Raw genomic sequence first — 16426 nt, 5'->3', positions numbered from 1 at the left:
CCCCGCTATTTTTGGGGAGTAGAAACCGGTGAATAGGTCGAAAAAGTTCATACATGTTATGGTTGTGTTAACGCTTCGTTAACTGTTTCAGAGAGACCCTGATGGCGCAAAATGAGTGGATATTGGACGTACTATCGGACCTCAACGCTTTCGCCGTTGCGAATGGGTTGAGCGCGCTTGCAGAACAGCTTGATGATACAAGGCTGATTGCCGCGGCCGAGATCGCGTCCCTGAAGAACGAGGCACGGGCGCCCGCGGATGGGAACGAAAACCGATTTGGGTCAAATCCTGCAGGATTTGGAAAACACCAGCACGCTTGAAGAGCTCAGCATCGTCGCCGAGTGTCTGCGAGACACTTTGAAGGTTGCACATCTGACATATCACTGGGTTGACGGCGCAGGTGACCAATACGGGTATACGACATACTCAGACGCCTGGGACGAACGATACAGGGAAAAAAACTATCATCGTATCGACCCTGTAATTCTGGGGTGTTTCCAGAGATTTCACCCGGTTGACTGGAAGTCGCTGGACTGGTCCAGCAAGGTGGCCAAATCATTCCTTCAGGATGCCCACGACCATGGGGTCGGCAATCAGGGATACTCGATCCCGATCCGAGGGCCAAACGGTCAGTTCGCTCTTTTTACCGTTAATCATAGTTGCGACGATCAAACCTGGCAGACCTTTATCTCGACCTACGGGCGTGAGTTGATTCTTGTTGCGCACTACATCAACCGCAAAGCGCTGGAGTTTGAAAAGGACAGGCAACCGGATGCCACGCGCGGCCTGTCACCCCGTGAAATCGACGCCATTACCCTTTTGGCACTGGGTTACAGCCGTGCTCAGGTGGCGCATTCCCTGTCGATTTCCGAACACACGCTACGCGTTTACATTGAAAGCGCCCGGTCGAAACTCGGAGCCCTTAACACGACCCACGCAATCGCAACGGCACTCAGCCGGGGATTAATAGTCGTTTAAGGCCAGAGCGTCCTCAAAACGCAATATTAACCACGACTCTGTACCCCCTTCGTTCCTGCACAGGACGACAAGGGGAAAAGTCATGTTGCGTTATCTATATGCCGATGAGTTACACAGATTTCCGACTCTGGCTGAGGGGATGTTCAAGGATCGCGCAGATCAGTTCAAAACCCGGTTGGGGTGGGATGTCCATGTCAACAAAAAAGGAGAAGAGCGGGATGAGTACGACGACCTCAACCCGCTTTATGTCATCTGGGAAGAACCGGATGGCAGCCATGGCGGGTCGATGCGGGTATTGCCGACAACAGGCCGGGTAATGATCAATGAGGTGTTTGGGCATCTCAACGGCGGCAAGCCGATTTGCAGCCCGCTGATCTGGGAGGTGACCCGGTTCTGCCTGTCCCGCACAGCAAGCCCGCACACTGCCGGGGCCATCATGCTAAGCGGGGGCGAGATGATGGAAGGCTTTGGCCTGACGCATATTGCCGGTGTTTTTGATGCCCGTATGATCCGGATCTATCGTCTGATCGGGTCGTCCCCCGAGGTTCTTGGAACCCAAGGCAAAGGGCGTGACCAGATCTCGGTTGGGTTGTGGCCCTATTCAGCGGATGATTGCAACCGCGTGGCTGAACGGGCAGGCATCCCGCGTGAGCTTTCGCGCATGTGGTTCAAGGCGGCTTTCGGGCGATCCAAACTGCACCGATTTGCCTTGTCTGCCTAAGGACCGGAAAACGCAATTCCGCATCTGGTGATGGTTGGCGCGGCCCTGTAGGGTCGCGCCATGTCTTTGCCCAACGTGACCTTCTCAGATGATCAGGCCGCCGCGTATGACAGCATCGCCGAGATGCTGCGCTCAGCCGGTGTCGACCTGGAGGACGATGCCCTTCTGAAACTGCCGGGGGCAGGGAAGTCTGGCGTGATGGCTGTCATCGGCAAGGCCGGGTCCGGCAAAACGTTGCTACTGGCCGAACTATATAAGGCGCTGGCGGAGACCGGCGTTCAGGTCGTGTCCGGCGATTACGAAAGCCGGAAATCCAGAGACAAGCGCAGCCTTGCCATTCTGGCCCCCACGAACAAAGCCGCAAGTGTTTTGCGCCTTCGCGGTGTTCCGGCAACTACTATTCACCGCATCCTTTATACGCCGGTCTATGACCCGGAATACGAGCGTATCGCCGAGTGGCTGGCCGGAAATGATGAACGCCCCGAGATCGAAGGTCTGACAGACGAAGCTTTGGACCGTGCTGCTACGTTTTATCGTAACAACAAATCGATCCCCGGAGCGCTGGCGGCAGCCGGATTGCGCGGTTCAGATTTCATCACTGGTTGGAAACGACGTGAGGAACCGCTGGATATAGGGTTTGTCGATGAGGCGTCGATGCTGGATGATCGTCAGTTCGAGGACCTGAAAGAGATATTCCCGACCCTTCTACTGTTCGGTGATCCCGCACAGCTGGCTCCGGTCAATCAGTCCGGCAGCATGGTGTTTGAAGCCTTGCCCGAACCGCGAAAGCTGACGCTTCAGCGTGTGCATCGGCAGGATGCAGATAACCCGATCCTGGATCTGGCGCACGCTCTTGCCGATCCGTCGATGGGATATGAAGAATTTGAGCGTCTGGTCGAAGACACTGCCCGGCGGGATGACAGGGTCGTTTGGGGGCAGCGGGTCGAAGTTGATCTGATGGCGCGCAGCCCGGTTCTCGTCTGGCGCAACGCCACGCGCATTCGTTTGATACAGGCGTTCAGGCAAGTTCATGGCGCACCGGATACAGAGCTTTTGGAAGGCGAGCCGCTGATCTGCGACGGGATCGAGTTGCCGTTGAAGCACCGCAAGAAGCGGTTGGATCTTGAGGCGCGCGGCCTGATCAAAGGAGCCCAGGTTGTTTATCTTGGTCCCGGTCGCAAACCGGGGTTTTCGCGCTTGCATGTGATGGGGGCCGAAGACCCACAGGTCAGCGCTGCGTCGATTGTCCAGATCGAAAAACCGGATGAGGAAGAGCCCTTCATTCCTTTTGCTGCCCGCATGGGGGCGACGTTTTTGCACGGGGCTGCGGTGACTATACATAAGGCACAAGGATCACAGTGGGACACGGTTCAGGTGTTTGCCCCTGACATTTACGCCGCGGCCCGTATGGGCCGTTCCGAGGCCGGGCAACCTTTGTGGAAGCGTTTGGCTTATGTTGCGATCACCCGCGCACAAGAGCGTTTGATCTGGGTGGTCCGTAACCGGCTGTCGAAACCCACCCACCCGTTGCAGATTGATGATTTGCGCGCGGTCCCCGCAGTTTCACTCACACTGGAGACAGAAGAGACATGGGTTCCATAATCGTAACTGGTGCAAGCTCTGGCATAGGTCGGGCCACCGCCGAGCTTTTTCTGGTGCAGGGCTGGACGGTCGGGCTGCTGGCGCGCAGCGCGGACAAGCTGAATGCCCTCGCGCAGGAATACCCGGCGGCCATAGCATTACCCGCAGATGTGACCGACCCGGACGCCGTCAAACAGGCGTTCCACGCCTTCATGGATCGGACAGGGCGACTTGATGTTCTGTTTAACAACGCTGGTATTTTTGCCCGCGGCGGCACAATCGACGAAATCGCGTTGGACGATTGGTATCAAACCGTCAACGTCAACCTGAACGGTATGTTTCTATGCGCGCGCGAGGCCTTTGGGATCATGCGTCATCAAAGCCCGCAGGGCGGGCGGATCATCAATAACGGCTCGATTGCTGCGCATGTTCCGCGCCCGAATTCTGTACATTATTCGGCGACCAAACATGCCATTACGGGGCTGACGCGCAGCCTTTCACTGGATGGGCGATCCTTTGGAATTGCATGTGGTCAGATCGATATCGGCAACGCACGTACGCAGATGGTTCAGGATCTGGTGGATGCGGCGCAGGCGGCAGGCCAGACGCCGGACCCGACCATGGCGGTCGAGGATGCCGCGCGGTCTGTTCTGCATATGGCCACCTTGCCGCCCGAAGCGAATGTGCAGTTCATGACGGTCATGGCCACGACCATGCCCTATATCGGCAGGGGGTGAGTGTCAGTTTTCCCGCAACAGACGGAACGCTGTCGACGCGCCCCAACCCGCGGCAATTGCAATAACCAATGACATCAGCCCGTACCAGACGGGTTGCTGACGGGACATGTTGTACAGAAACCGCTCCAACCCGACTTTGCGGACATCGATTGTGGTTTCGTATTGTGATACGACCTCTCCTCCGCGGGTCAGGAAGATCCGGGCGGAATAATCCCCTTCGGTGAGGTCCGCGGGCATGTCGATTGACGTCCGGAACAAGGTTTGTTCGTCCACGGCCACTGTGTTCTCGCGGATGGAATACAGGTGTTCGGATTCACGGATACGGATTACGGCATCTGCGAAATCCTGAGCACCACGGATGTGCATTGCTGCTCCCACCGACCGGATCGCGCGTTCAATCGAAATGCGGTGACGCAGGTCTTCGGTATCTGTCAGAATTTGATCCAACGGTTCGCTGGTGGCAACCGCGTAAAAGCTTGGTGCCAGGTCGACCAGAACGCTATCGGTGTTAACCCATATCCCCAGCTTTCGCTCTTTGCGGCGAACCGTAACGGGCTCGGACGGGCCTGCAACTGCGACGATAACCGCGACCGGTGGGCCTGGGGGAATAGGGGTTTCCCGTTTGATGGCCCCGAAAATGAGGATCTCGGACCCGTCAAAGTCGGCAGTGATCGCAACACGATCCTGGCTAAGGCCCAGGACAACCTGCTCTTCATCGGCAGCGGCTGGCAGGCTGAACAGGCACAAAGCGGCAAAGACATAGCGCAGCATTCTCAATGCCCCCCGCTGTTGCCAAGCGAATAAAGCTCGGATGGTTCAAGAAGCAAATCAAGGGCCAGCTTGCCGCAGACGACCAGAACCAGCGCCGCCAACAGAACGCGCAGCTGTTCAGCCGGCATGCGCGATCCGATTACGGTTCCGATCTGAGCGCCGACGACGCCTCCGACCAGCAGCAAAACCGCCAGGACGATGTCCACTGTATAGTTGGTGGTCGCGTGCAGCATTGTTGTAAATGCAGTTACAAAGATGATCTGAAACAACGATGTGCCGACAACGACTTTGGTAGGCATTCCCAGCAGGTAGATCATCGCCGGGACCATGATGAAACCGCCACCGACACCCATGATCGCGGACAAGACCCCGACGCTTAGACCAACCACAGCCGGTGGAATGACCGAGATATAAAGACCTGATGTGCGAAAGCGCATCTTGAAGGGCATTGAATGAACCCAGCCACGTTGGCGGCGCTTGGCTGGCGCTGCCCCGCCTTTTTTGGCTTTGCGCAGCGCCCTCAGGCTTTCGATGAACATCAGACTGCCAATGATACCAAGGAAGACCACGTAACAAAGGGTTACCAGAAGGTCGACCTGGCCCAGGCTTTTTAGGTAGTTAAAGACAACAACACCCAACGCGGCCCCGATCAGACCACCTGTTAACAATACCGTACCCATCTTGAGGTCTACGGTCTTTCGTCGAAAATGGGCCAGCACCCCGGAAAAAGACGAGGCAACAATCTGATTGGCCTCGGTCGCAACCGCAACAGCCGGTGGTATGCCAATGAAGAACAGCAGCGGCGTCATGAGGAACCCGCCGCCGACCCCGAACATCCCCGACAGAATTCCAACCATTCCACCCAGACCAAGGAGTAGAAATGCATTTACCGAGACTTCGGCTATGGGCAGGTAAATATGCATGATACCGTCACTTTGCGCTGGGTCTTGGCTTGCCTTCTATCACACTCGAGTTCAAGAGCGGTAATTGTCGCGTGGCGCGGATCAATCAACATCATACCCCTCCCGGTTCTGCCAGAGAAAAGATCTCTATTGGCGGCAACAGAAGGTCAAATCCGATCTTTCCGGCAACACTCATGACAAGAAGCGCGAGTAGAATGCGCAGCTGTTCTGCTTTCAGACGCGCACCGATCTGCGTCCCCAACTGTGCGCCCAGAACTCCGCCGGTCAACAGGAACAGGGCAAGGACTATGTCGACGCTGAAATTTGTCGATGCATGTATCATGGTTGTGAAACCGGCGACGAAAATGATCTGTAACAGGGATGTTCCGATAACCACTTTGGTTGGGATGCCAAGAACATAGATCATCGCGGGCACCATGATGAACCCTCCGCCGACACCCATGATCGCAGACAGGATGCCAACGCCAAACCCGACCAGCGCAGGTGGTATAACCGAGATATAAAGGCTTGATGCCCGAAACCGCATCTTGAAGGGCAGTGTGTGAACCCATGTACGCTGGCGTCGCTTGGGGGCAGATTGAGTACCGGACTTGCTGGCCTTTCGGATGGCGGCAAGACTTTCGATGAACATGAGGGTCCCGATGGCCCCCAGAAACACGACGTAGCAAATCTGTACAGCCAGATCGACCTGACCGAGGTGTTTGAGAAAATTGAAAACCAGCATACCCAGGGCCGCGCCAAACAACCCTCCGGTCAGCAGAACGCTTCCCATCTTTAGGTCCACGGTCTTGCGCCTGAGATGCGCCAGCAATCCCGAAATAGAAGAGGCGACAACCTGATTGGCCGATGTGGCCACGGCAACCGCCGGGGGAATGCCGATAAAAAACAGCAGCGGAGTGATCAAAAATCCTCCGCCGACCCCGAACATGCCGGATAAAACACCGACGACCCCACCGATCCCCAACAGCAGGAATGGGCTGACAGAAACTTCGGCTATGGGAAGGTATACGTGCATACCCTCTTAGAACGGTTGCGGCATGCAAAATCAACTCTGCATGCCGCCTTGCAGCGAACAGGACCGAAACTCATTTCGGAACTGGCCTTATTAGCGCTCCTTGATGTAGGGCTCTCCGCCTGCACGCGGTGGTACGGCCTTGCCAACAAACCCGGCCAGAATAACCACTGTCAGAATATAGGGCAGGGCATCCATCACCTGGACCGGAATCACTATGCCGCCAAGATCGATGTTCTGGAATCGAAGTGCTACGGCCTGAAGCAGGCCAAACAGCAAACAGGCCCACATGGCGTGCCACGGGCGCCATTTGGCAAAGATCAGGGCAGCCAGTGCAATAAAGCCGCGACCAGCGGTCATTTCCTTGACGAACCCAGCCTGCAAAGCCGTTGCCAGGTAAGCACCTGCAATACCACAAAGTACACCACAGATCGCGACGGCTGCGAAGCGCAGGCCAACCACGGACACGCCTGCTGTGTCGACCGCTGCCGGGTTTTCACCCACAGCTCGCAGGCGCAGGCCGAACCGTGTGCGGAAGAGCACCCACCATGTCGCTGGGACCATCAGGAATGCGACATAGACAAGGATGGAATGGCCTGAGAGCAGTTCGGAATAGATCGGGCCGACAATCGGAACCCCTCCGAGCGCGTCGGAAAATGGAAAATTGATAGGCTCGAACCGGCCGCCACCAAAGAGCGAGGGCGTGCGACCGCCCTGCTGGAACCAGCTTTGGGCGACAAGCACCGTCAGGCCCGAGGCAAGAAAGTTGATGGCGACACCCGAGATCAGCTGGTTGCCCCGGAAGGTTATCGATGCCAACCCGTGCAGTCCTGACAGCACCAGTGACGATCCGATACCAGCCAGCAGGCCCAGCCAGACTGACCCTGTAACCGCCGCGACAGCCGCAGAAAAGAACGCGGCTACCAGCATCTTACCTTCCAGCCCGATGTCGAAAATGCCAGCCCGTTCCGAATACAGACCGGCCAAACAGGCCAGCAAAAGCGGCGTGGAAAGGCGGATGGTCGAATCCAGAACCTGGATGAGGGTTACAAAGAAGTCCATTACTCTGCCCTCTTCCGCATACCAAGGAACAGTTTCTCAAGCGGCATCCGTACCATGTTGTCCAGTGCCCCAGTGAACAGGATCACCAGCGCCTGAATGACCACGATCAGTTCGCGGGGGATCGATGCCCACAGTGCCAGCTCGGCCCCGCCCTGATACAGGAACCCGAACAAAAGCGCGGCCAGCAATACGCCGAAAGGATGTGATCGCCCCATAAGGGCCACTGCAATCCCGATGAACCCAGCACCCTCGGTCGAGTTCAGGACAAGGCGCTCCGCCTCGCCCATAACGTTGTTGATGGCCATCAGACCTGCCAGCGCACCCGAGATCAGCATCGCAACAATGGTAATGCGAACCGGCGAGATGCCGGCATAGACCGCGCCGGTTTCTGAGTGGCCGTAAGCACGGATTTCATAGCCCAGCCGGGTCCGCCAGATCAGCGCCCAGACGACGACACAGGCCAGCAAAGCGATGAAGAACGTAATGTTTACCGGAGCCCCCCGGAACACCACGTTCTCTGCGGTTGAGAACATTGACTGGAACGTTGGCAGATGGACGGATTCGGGGAACCGTGCGGTTGCCGGGTCCTGCGACCCTTGCGGGCGCATGACATTGACCAGCATGTAGTTCAGAAAGGCAGCGGCAATAAAATTGAACATGATCGTGGTGATCACGATATGGCTGCCGCGCTTAGCCTGAAGATAGGCCGGGATAGTGGCCCAAAACGCGCCGAACAGCATTGATGCAGCGCAAGCTGCAAGCAATGCAATACTCCAATGCGGCCAGTCGACGTAAAGGCAAACCATGGCCACCCCAAGACCGCCCAACATCGCCTGACCTTCGCCACCGATGTTGAACAAGCGGGCGTGGAATGCGACGGCGACCGCAAGACCGGTAAACATGAAATTCGTCGCGTAATAGAGCGTATAGCCCCAGCCATAGGTTGACCCCAACGCGCCCGAAACCATCAGCTTAACAGCCTCGACGGGGTTTTCTCCGATGGCGAGAATGACCAGCGCCGACAGGATAGCGGCCAGCATCAGACTGATCAGCGGGATCAGAACAACATCTGCCCATTTAGGCATTTTTTCCATCCTACGCGGCCTCTCCTGCAACACCGGCCATCAGCAGGCCAAGTTCTTTTTCATCTGTTTCATTGGGCAGGCGTTCGCCCATGATATGCCCGTCGAACATCACTGCGATCCGGTCGGACAGCGAGAAGATCTCTTCCAACTCAACCGAAACCAGCAGGATCGCCTTGCCTTGGTCGCGCAGGGCAACGATCTGCTTGTGAATGAACTCGATCGCACCAATATCAACGCCACGTGTCGGCTGGCCGACCAGCAGCAGGTCAGGGTTTCGCTCGATTTCGCGGGCAACGACGATTTTCTGCTGGTTCCCGCCCGAAAAGCTCTTGGCGGCAAGCCAAGGATCCGGTGGCCGAACATCGAATTTCTCGATCTTGGCTTCGGTATCAGCGCGCAGCGCGGAATTGTCCATGAACAGGCCACGCTGATAAGCGGGGTCCCGGTGATAGCCAAAGGCCACGTTCTCCCACGCGTGGAAATCCATAATCAGGCCTTCGCGCTGACGGTCTTCGGGCACATGCGCGATGCGCTGTGCACGACGCGCCTGACCGTCTGATCCGGCACCGCTTAGTGCCAGCGGTTCGCCGTTCAGCTTGATCGAGCCTTGTCCCGGACGCATCCCGCCCAGAACCTCCAGCAGTTCCGACTGCCCATTGCCCGCCACACCGGCAATACCGACGATCTCACCGGCACGCACGGTCAGGTCGATACCTTTGACCCGTTCAACACCGGCGGAATCGAAAACGCTCAGCTTTTCGATCTCAAGGATGGGTTTGCCCGGCGTCGCAGGCACCTTGTCGACTTGCAGCAAAACCTTGCGGCCTACCATCAGCTCGGCCAGTTCTTCAGGGCTGGTGTCCAAAGTTTTCACCGTAGCTGTCATCTGCCCACGGCGCATGACCGAGACGGTATCGGTGTTTTCCATGATTTCGCGCAGCTTGTGGGTGATCACGATGATCGTTTTCCCTTCGGCCCGCAGACGATCCAGAATACGGAACAGCTGGTCAGCCTCAGCCGGGGTCAGAACACCAGTCGGTTCATCCAGAATCAGAATCTCGGCCTTGCGATACAATGCCTTCAAAATTTCGACACGCTGCTGCATCCCCACACCGATCTCATCAATGCGTTTGTCGGGGTCAACGAACAGTTCGTATTCTTCTTCCAGTTCTTTCAGCTCTTTGCGGGCCTTGGCCAGAGACGGAGCCAGAAGGCCGCCATCTTCAGCACCCAGAACGATGTTTTCCAGAACCGTGAAATTCTCCACCAGCTTGAAATGCTGAAACACCATCCCGATGCCCGAGGCGATAGCCGCCTGGCTGTCAGGGATTTCGGTCTTTGTTCCGTTGATCCAAATTTCACCTTTGTCGGCTTTGTAAAAGCCGTAGAGGATGCTCATCAGCGTGGATTTGCCCGCACCGTTTTCACCGATGATCCCATGGATCGTACCGGGGGCGACGCTGATTGAGATGTCTTTGTTGGCCTGAACCGGCCCAAAGGATTTGGAAATCCCTTTGAGCTCAATGGCGGGGACGGTCATGTCTTACCCTCAACTGCCGAAAAGCCCATCCGGCAGGTGGCACGGATGGCAGAGTGGATGGCAGGGCGGAAGGGTTCCTTCCGCCCCGCGCGGTATCAGAACTGCAGTGCGGGGCAGCTGTCGTTCTCGTAATAGCTGACAACGGTGATATCGCCGTTGATGATGGCTTTGCGGGCTTCTTCCACCGCATCGTTCATTTGGGCCGAAACAAGCTCTTTGTTGTTATCGTCCATGGCGACGCCAACACCTTCCTCGGCCAGACCCATTGTGAACACGCCAGTTTCTACGGCGTCACCTGCTTTCATCGCGTCATACACCGCGACGTCCACACGCTTCAGCATCGACGTCAGGACCTTGCCCGGATGCAGGTGGTTCTGGTTGCTGTCCACGCCGATCGACAGGATGCCTTCGTCAGCTGCCGTTTGCAGAACGCCTACACCTGTACCACCAGCCGCGGCATAGATCACGTCAGCACCCTGGCTGATCTGAGCTTTTGTAAGTTCCGAACCTTTTACAGGATCGTTCCACGCGGCAGGGGTGGTGCCGGTCATGTTGGCGACAACATTGATGTCCGGGTTCACGGCTTTGGCGCCTTGTGCGTATCCGCAGCCAAAGTGGCGGATCAGCGGAATGTCCATACCGCCGATAAAGCCAACGGTGCCCGATTTCGATGCCATCGCTGCCATCATGCCAACCAGGTACGATCCTTCATGCTCGGCAAAGCCGATCTGGCGGATGTTGGGGATGTCCAGCCAGTTCACGTCGACAGCCACGAATTTGGTTTCAGGATAGTCGCCTGCAACGGCCGACAATGGATCAGCCATACCAAAGCCCATGGTGATGATCGGGTTGGCACCTGATTCTGCGAAACGGCGCAGAGCCTGTTCGCGCTGTGCTTCCGACTGGATCTCGATCTCGCGGTATTCGCCGCCGGTCTCATCGGCCCAACGCTGCGCGCCATTATATGCGGCTTCGTTGAAAGATTTGTCGAACTTGCCGCCCAGGTCAAAGATCAGCGCCGGTTCAGCGAAAGCTGCACCTGCGGTCAGAGCGACAGCAGCGGCAGCACCCATCAAGGATTTCATCAGGGTCATTTAAGTCTCCCATTTTTTTTGTTGGCACGAAGTCAGATTAGCCCCGTTTACCCACTTTTAGCGAGCATAAGTGTTGTGATGGCGGGAATTAAGGACGTTTGCAACCGTCATGGTCAATTGATTTCTGACCAAATGGTCTAAAAATCTTTGGTTGCCGTTAGGGCAGTGGGCGTTCCATCACAAGAGCATCGATATTTGGGCCTGTTTTTCTGGAATAATACCCCTTGCGCCGACCGCACTGGCGATACCCGCATTGCCTATACAGCGCGATTGCTGCAACATTGTCGGCGGCCACGTCCAGAAAAGCGCGGTTTGCCTGCAAAGTGACTGCCCGGTCGTGCCAGTTGCGCATGGTCTGAAACCCCAGACCTTGTCTTTGAAACGCGGGGTGAGTCGCAATCGTCAGCAACTCTGCCTCACCCGCGATCACCTGAAAAAGGGCAAAGCAACGGGCATCCCCAACGCAGTCAGTGAACCGGTTCTCCAAAAGGCTGGCGAATTCATCGGCAGTCCAGGGGCGTGACTGGGTGAATGCCGCTGCATGTGTCGCTGCCATCTCGTAAGGCGTCATTGGTCCAGTAACACAGGCGGCACATCTCGGGACGGGGCTGCGTCCGCAGGTCTGACATATAGCGGGGCCGGAGGTGCACTGACCTTGCGCCATCGTCTTGCGGCATGTCTGGCAACGGCTTGTACCTGCAATGCGGGGTCGGAGCAGACATACAAAGGCCCATGCTGTTCGGCCTCGTCCCTGGGCAAAAGGCAAGGGCCGGTTCCGGGAAGTTGTACATACACCTGTTCGCGCGGCGCAGGGATGGCTGGTAGCTGTCCCTCTTCTGCCAGTTCAATCAGAGCATCGAATCCAGAAACGCCCACCGCCGGGACGCCAAGGCCCAAGGCAAGGCCCCGGGCGGCAGAGACCGAGATGCGTATACCCGTGAAATTACCGGGCCCAATCCCAACACCGATAGCGTCCAGATCGGCCCATACGCAACCGGCCTCGGTCAGCACTTCTTGCAGCAAGGGCATCAATCGTTCGGCTTGACCCCGCGACATGCCTTCGACACGGGATACTGCGATCACACTGCCACGCAACAAAGCGGCCGCGCAATGCGCGGCCGATGTATCAAATGCCAGGATCGTCGGGTCAGACGGCAACTGGGCGAACCTCAGTCACTTCGGGGATGTAATGGCGCAGCAGGTTTTCGATACCCATCTTCAGTGTCAGGGTTGATGACGGGCACCCCGCGCAGGCACCTTGCATGTGCAGGTAGACGATGCCGCGATCAAAACCATGAAAGGTGATGTCGCCACCATCCTGTGCTACGGCCGGGCGCACGCGGCTGTCCAGCAGGTCTTTGATCTGGTTGACGATTTCTGCATCTTCTCCGGTATGTTCGGCATGACCCGAGGCCGCTGCCGCGTCGGCACCCATGACGGGTTGACCGGATTGATAATGCTCCATCACTGCGCCAAGAATTGCAGGTTTGATGTGATCCCACTGAACATCGTCGGATTTGGTCACCGTGACAAAGTCGTTTCCAAAGAACACACCGGTCACGCCGTTTACGGCAAAGATTCGTTTGGCCAGTGGGGACTTATCACCAGCCTCGGCTGTCGGGAAATCCGCGGTTCCAGCCTCAAGCACCGTTTGGCCGGGCAGAAATTTCAACGTGGCCGGGTTTGGGGTGGATTCGGTCTGGATGAACATGAGGCAGCTCCGTCTGAGGTGTTTCTGATATGCGCTCAGGGGTCGGAGAAGTCAATATTTGGAACGATTCTAAATCGTGACCGCGTAACGAATCGCGTCATCCAGCCGGTCATCTCCCCAAAACAACTCTGTCCCTGCAACAAAACTGGGTGCGCCGAACAGGCCAAGTGCTTTTGCGCGCGCGGATTGCTCGAACAGCGCAGCCTTGATGCTCGGATCTTTTGCACGATTCATCACTGCCGCAGGCAGACCTGCCATCTTCAGGCAATCCTCAAGCACGCCTTCGTCAGAGATGTTCCTCCCGTCCCCGAATTCAGCGCTGAAGACAGCCTTTGCGAAGGAAGCCCGTTCTTCGCGATGCGCAAGGGCCAGAGCCAGGCGCGCTGCCGTGAGCGAGTTTTGCGGGAATGGGTCAGGCCGAACCAACGGCAGCCGTCTTGTGCCGCAAAGACGTTCCATGTCGCGCCACATATAGCGCCCTTTGGCCGGATACAGGTTGAACGGCGACGTGCGCCATCCCTGATCCGCGAAAATCGGACCCAACAGAAAAGGCTGCCAGTCAACCGAGACACCTTTGTCCTGCGCGGCCTGTTCGATCCGCATCGCGCTGAGATAGGAATAGGTCGAGGCGAAGTCGAACCAGAACTGCAACGTCTTCGCCATGTTCGATCCTCAGGTGATTTCTTCCAACTTTTCCTTGCTCAGGTCACCGGGAACAATCGTGATCGGGATCGGTAGGCTGCCAGAGTTTTTTGTGAGCTGAGTCACCAGCGGGCCGGGGCCTTTCTTGTCAGTCCCCGCCCCAAGAACAAGAACGCCGATCTCAGGGTCAGACTGAACGTGTTCGATGATCTGCGGCACCGGATCACCTTCGCGAATGGCCAGTTCAGGTTCTACATTCTGTTTGTCGCGCATCCATTTGGCGAAGACTTCGAAATGGGCATGGATACGTTCCCGGGCTTCTTCGCGCATGGTTTCGGCAACACCGATCCAGTGATTGAACTCGTCCGGCGGAATAACCGACAAGATCGTCACGCCACCACCTGTATGCGCGGCACGCATCGCGGCGAACCGCATTGCGTTCAGGCATTCACGGCTGTCATCCAGAACAACTAAGAACTTACGCATGGGTGTCCTCTTCAATTTTAAGGGATCATGCCCGAGCGTTTGCGTGCTGGCAACTCGGACACGTTCATGTCGATGTACTAGCGTTCGCTTGCAGCCCAGTCCCAGTAAAGTGTGCGGGCACGGCGGGCAATGGGACCAACCTGAAACTGTGTGTCCTCCAGCGCAGTCACCGGTGTGATCTTGCTCATATTGCCGGACATGAAAACCTCGTCCGCCTGGTGAAAATCCTCGAAACCCAAGACCGTTTCATGAACTGTGACACCATCCTCGCGCAGATTCTTGATATGTCGCGCCCGCGTGATCCCTGCCAAAAATGTGCCGTTGGGGATCGGGGTAAAGACCTCGCCATCCTTGACCATGAAGATGTTGGCCGTTGCCGTTTCGGCCACATTGCCCATCGCGTCAGCGACCAGTGCGTTCGAGAACCCTTTGGAGCGCGCCTCTTGCAACATGCGCGCATTGTTGGGGTAAAGGCACCCGGCCTTGGCGTTGACCACTGCTGATTCCAGTACCGGGCGACGGAACCGCGTGGTCGACAGCGTGGCTGAAGCCGTTTCCGGTGCCATCGGGATTTCTTCCAGACAGATGGCAAACCCTGTGCTGTTTTCCTGCGGAACGATTGCCGTGCTATCGCCGTCAATGCCCCAATACATCGGGCGGATATAGACAGCCGTGTCAGGGCTGTAGGCTTGCAACCCTTCATGCACCAATTCGACCATCTGCTCGGTTGTCATGGTAGGTGTCAGCATCAGGGCTTCGGCGGACCGGTTCACCCGGGCGCAATGGGCGTGCAGATCAGGGGCCAACCCGTCGAAATAACGGGCGCCGTCAAAGACCGAAGACCCTAGCCACGCTCCGTGATCCGCTGCGCGCATGATGGGAGTATCCCCGTCATGCCATTGGCCCTGAAAATAGGTCCGGATGTTTTTGCCGGTTGCCATGACGCCCTCCTGTGGTTCAGGCAGACCCTAGGAGGGCGTCAGGCGAAGGTCCAGTGCATTCAGCGTGATGCTGATCCGACCATACCGACGATTTCATAGGTCTTTTGCAGGATCGGAGCGGCGATCTGACGCGCGCGCTCGGCTCCGTGAGCCAGAATCCGGTCAATCTCGGCCTGTTCCCCCATAAGACGCGACATCTCAGTCGAGATTGGGGCCAGCTTGGCGACTGCCAGATCAGCCAACATCGGTTTGAAATCACCGAACTGCTTGCCCCCAATTTCGGCCAGAACCTGGTCGATGCTCTGGTCGCTGAGTGCTGCGTAAATATTGACCAGATTGCGCGCTTCCGGGCGGCCCTCCAGACCTTCGACATCCGACGGCAAAGCGTCAGGGTCGGTCTTGGCCTTGCGGATTTTCTTGGCGATCGCATCGGCATCATCGGTCAGGTTGATCCGGCTCATGTCCGAGGGGTCGGACTTTGACATCTTCTTGGACCCATCCCGCAAGCTCATGACCCTTGTGGCTGACCCTTCGATCACCGGCTCGGTGATGGGAAAGAAATCGACGCCAAAATCGTTGTTGAATTTTATGGCGATGTCGCGGGTCAACTCCAGATGCTGTTTCTGGTCTTCTCCAACTGGCACATGGGTTGCGTGATAGATCAGAATATCGGCTGCCATCAGAGCAGGGTAGGCAAACAGGCCAAGCGAAGCGTTCTGCTGGTTTTTGCCCGCCTTGTCCTTCCACTGGGTCATGCGCTGCATCCAACCCATGCGCGCGACACAGTTGAATATCCAGGCCAGTTGCGCGTGTTCCGGCACCTGACTTTGGTTGAACAAGATTGATTTTTCCGGGTTTAGACCGGAAGCGATGTAACCGGCACAAAGCTCCCGCGTTGCATGCTGCAACTCGGTTGGGTCTTGCCAGACGGTGATCGCGTGCAGATCGACCATGCAATAGATAGTCTCAAATTCCTCGCTCTGCATTCTCACCCAGTTCCGAAGCGCCCCGAGATAGTTGCCGAGATGCAAATTGCCCGAAGGCTGCGCACCGGAAAACACGCGTGGCGTGAATTGGGACTCAGTCATCAAAGGGAACTCCTGTCTGGAAAAATCAGCCCCCGTCGCTTACCCATGAGGCAA

General features: G+C 56.9%; 18 protein-coding genes. 4 read left to right on the top strand and 14 right to left on the bottom strand.

Going from position 1 to position 16426, the window contains the following annotated elements; translation table 11 throughout:
• Positions 1–258 precede the first annotated feature (258 nt).
• From ACR0M3_RS08275 to ACR0M3_RS08260, 4 genes are all read left to right on the top strand, one after another.
• Positions 259–978, top strand: coding sequence for a helix-turn-helix transcriptional regulator (locus ACR0M3_RS08275; RefSeq protein ID WP_209506490.1), 720 nt, complete (start codon positions 259–261; stop codon positions 976–978).
• An 82-nt stretch (positions 979–1060) separates the two neighbouring features.
• Entirely contained in the window at positions 1061–1699 is a 639-nt protein-coding gene (locus ACR0M3_RS08270) for an acyl-homoserine-lactone synthase (RefSeq protein ID WP_267363827.1), read from the top strand.
• Between the two features lie 60 nt (positions 1700–1759).
• Positions 1760–3301, top strand: coding sequence for an ATP-dependent DNA helicase (locus tag ACR0M3_RS08265; protein ID WP_480910228.1), 1542 nt, complete (start codon positions 1760–1762; stop codon positions 3299–3301).
• Positions 3289–4017, top strand: a complete 729-nt coding sequence (locus ACR0M3_RS08260; protein ID WP_480585598.1) for an SDR family oxidoreductase — start codon at positions 3289–3291, stop codon at positions 4015–4017. The genes ACR0M3_RS08265 and ACR0M3_RS08260 overlap by 13 nt, the downstream gene beginning before the upstream one ends.
• 3 nt (positions 4018–4020) lie before the next feature.
• Here ACR0M3_RS08260 and ACR0M3_RS08255 read toward each other — a convergent pair whose 3' ends face one another.
• The 14 genes from ACR0M3_RS08255 to trpS all read right to left on the bottom strand — a co-directional run bounded on the left by ACR0M3_RS08255 (position 4021) and on the right by trpS (position 16372).
• Positions 4021–4788, bottom strand: a complete 768-nt coding sequence (locus ACR0M3_RS08255) for a TIGR02186 family protein (protein WP_480585601.1) — start codon at positions 4786–4788, stop codon at positions 4021–4023.
• Between the two features lie 2 nt (positions 4789–4790).
• Positions 4791–5711, bottom strand: coding sequence for a sulfite exporter TauE/SafE family protein (locus ACR0M3_RS08250; RefSeq protein WP_209506479.1), 921 nt, complete (start codon positions 5709–5711; stop codon positions 4791–4793).
• A gap of 91 nt (positions 5712–5802) precedes the next feature.
• Positions 5803–6726, bottom strand: coding sequence for a sulfite exporter TauE/SafE family protein (locus tag ACR0M3_RS08245; RefSeq protein WP_480910225.1), 924 nt, complete (start codon positions 6724–6726; stop codon positions 5803–5805).
• 90 nt (positions 6727–6816) lie between these two features.
• A complete protein-coding gene (locus tag ACR0M3_RS08240; RefSeq protein WP_267363835.1) occupies positions 6817–7785 on the bottom strand; it encodes an ABC transporter permease in 969 nt (322 codons plus the stop codon).
• Positions 7785–8879, bottom strand: coding sequence for an ABC transporter permease (locus tag ACR0M3_RS08235; protein ID WP_480910223.1), 1095 nt, complete (start codon positions 8877–8879; stop codon positions 7785–7787). The genes ACR0M3_RS08240 and ACR0M3_RS08235 overlap by 1 nt, the downstream gene beginning before the upstream one ends.
• A gap of 1 nt (position 8880) precedes the next feature.
• On the bottom strand, positions 8881–10410 hold the full coding sequence (locus ACR0M3_RS08230; RefSeq protein WP_480910221.1) for an ABC transporter ATP-binding protein: 1530 nt from the start codon (positions 10408–10410) through the stop codon (positions 8881–8883).
• 95 nt (positions 10411–10505) lie between these two features.
• The gene (locus ACR0M3_RS08225; protein ID WP_480483186.1) at positions 10506–11504 is read right to left on the bottom strand and encodes a BMP family lipoprotein; all 999 of its coding nucleotides are present in this window, start codon (positions 11502–11504) and stop codon (positions 10506–10508) included.
• A 157-nt stretch (positions 11505–11661) separates the two neighbouring features.
• Positions 11662–12075, bottom strand: coding sequence for a GNAT family N-acetyltransferase (locus tag ACR0M3_RS08220; protein WP_480910219.1), 414 nt, complete (start codon positions 12073–12075; stop codon positions 11662–11664).
• Positions 12072–12662 carry a tRNA (adenosine(37)-N6)-threonylcarbamoyltransferase complex dimerization subunit type 1 TsaB gene (gene tsaB, locus ACR0M3_RS08215; RefSeq protein WP_480910217.1) on the bottom strand — a complete coding sequence of 197 codons (591 nt, stop codon included), beginning with the start codon at positions 12660–12662 and terminating at the stop codon, positions 12072–12074. The genes ACR0M3_RS08220 and tsaB overlap by 4 nt, the downstream gene beginning before the upstream one ends.
• On the bottom strand, positions 12652–13215 hold the full coding sequence (locus ACR0M3_RS08210) for a NifU family protein (RefSeq protein WP_267366253.1): 564 nt from the start codon (positions 13213–13215) through the stop codon (positions 12652–12654). Before ACR0M3_RS08210 ends, tsaB begins: the two co-directional genes overlap by 11 nt.
• A 69-nt stretch (positions 13216–13284) precedes the next feature.
• On the bottom strand, positions 13285–13878 hold the full coding sequence (locus tag ACR0M3_RS08205; protein WP_480545906.1) for a DsbA family protein: 594 nt from the start codon (positions 13876–13878) through the stop codon (positions 13285–13287).
• A gap of 9 nt (positions 13879–13887) precedes the next feature.
• Positions 13888–14343 carry a universal stress protein gene (locus tag ACR0M3_RS08200; protein WP_267366250.1) on the bottom strand — a complete coding sequence of 152 codons (456 nt, stop codon included), beginning with the start codon at positions 14341–14343 and terminating at the stop codon, positions 13888–13890.
• A gap of 77 nt (positions 14344–14420) precedes the next feature.
• A complete protein-coding gene (locus tag ACR0M3_RS08195) occupies positions 14421–15284 on the bottom strand; it encodes a branched-chain amino acid aminotransferase (RefSeq protein WP_480910215.1) in 864 nt (287 codons plus the stop codon).
• Between the two features lie 59 nt (positions 15285–15343).
• On the bottom strand, positions 15344–16372 hold the full coding sequence (gene trpS / locus ACR0M3_RS08190; protein WP_480773314.1) for a tryptophan--tRNA ligase: 1029 nt from the start codon (positions 16370–16372) through the stop codon (positions 15344–15346).
• Positions 16373–16426 lie beyond the last annotated feature (54 nt).

This window comes from Ruegeria sp. O5, from assembly GCF_056535105.1.
This window is presented reverse-complemented; position numbering and strand designations above follow the sequence as displayed.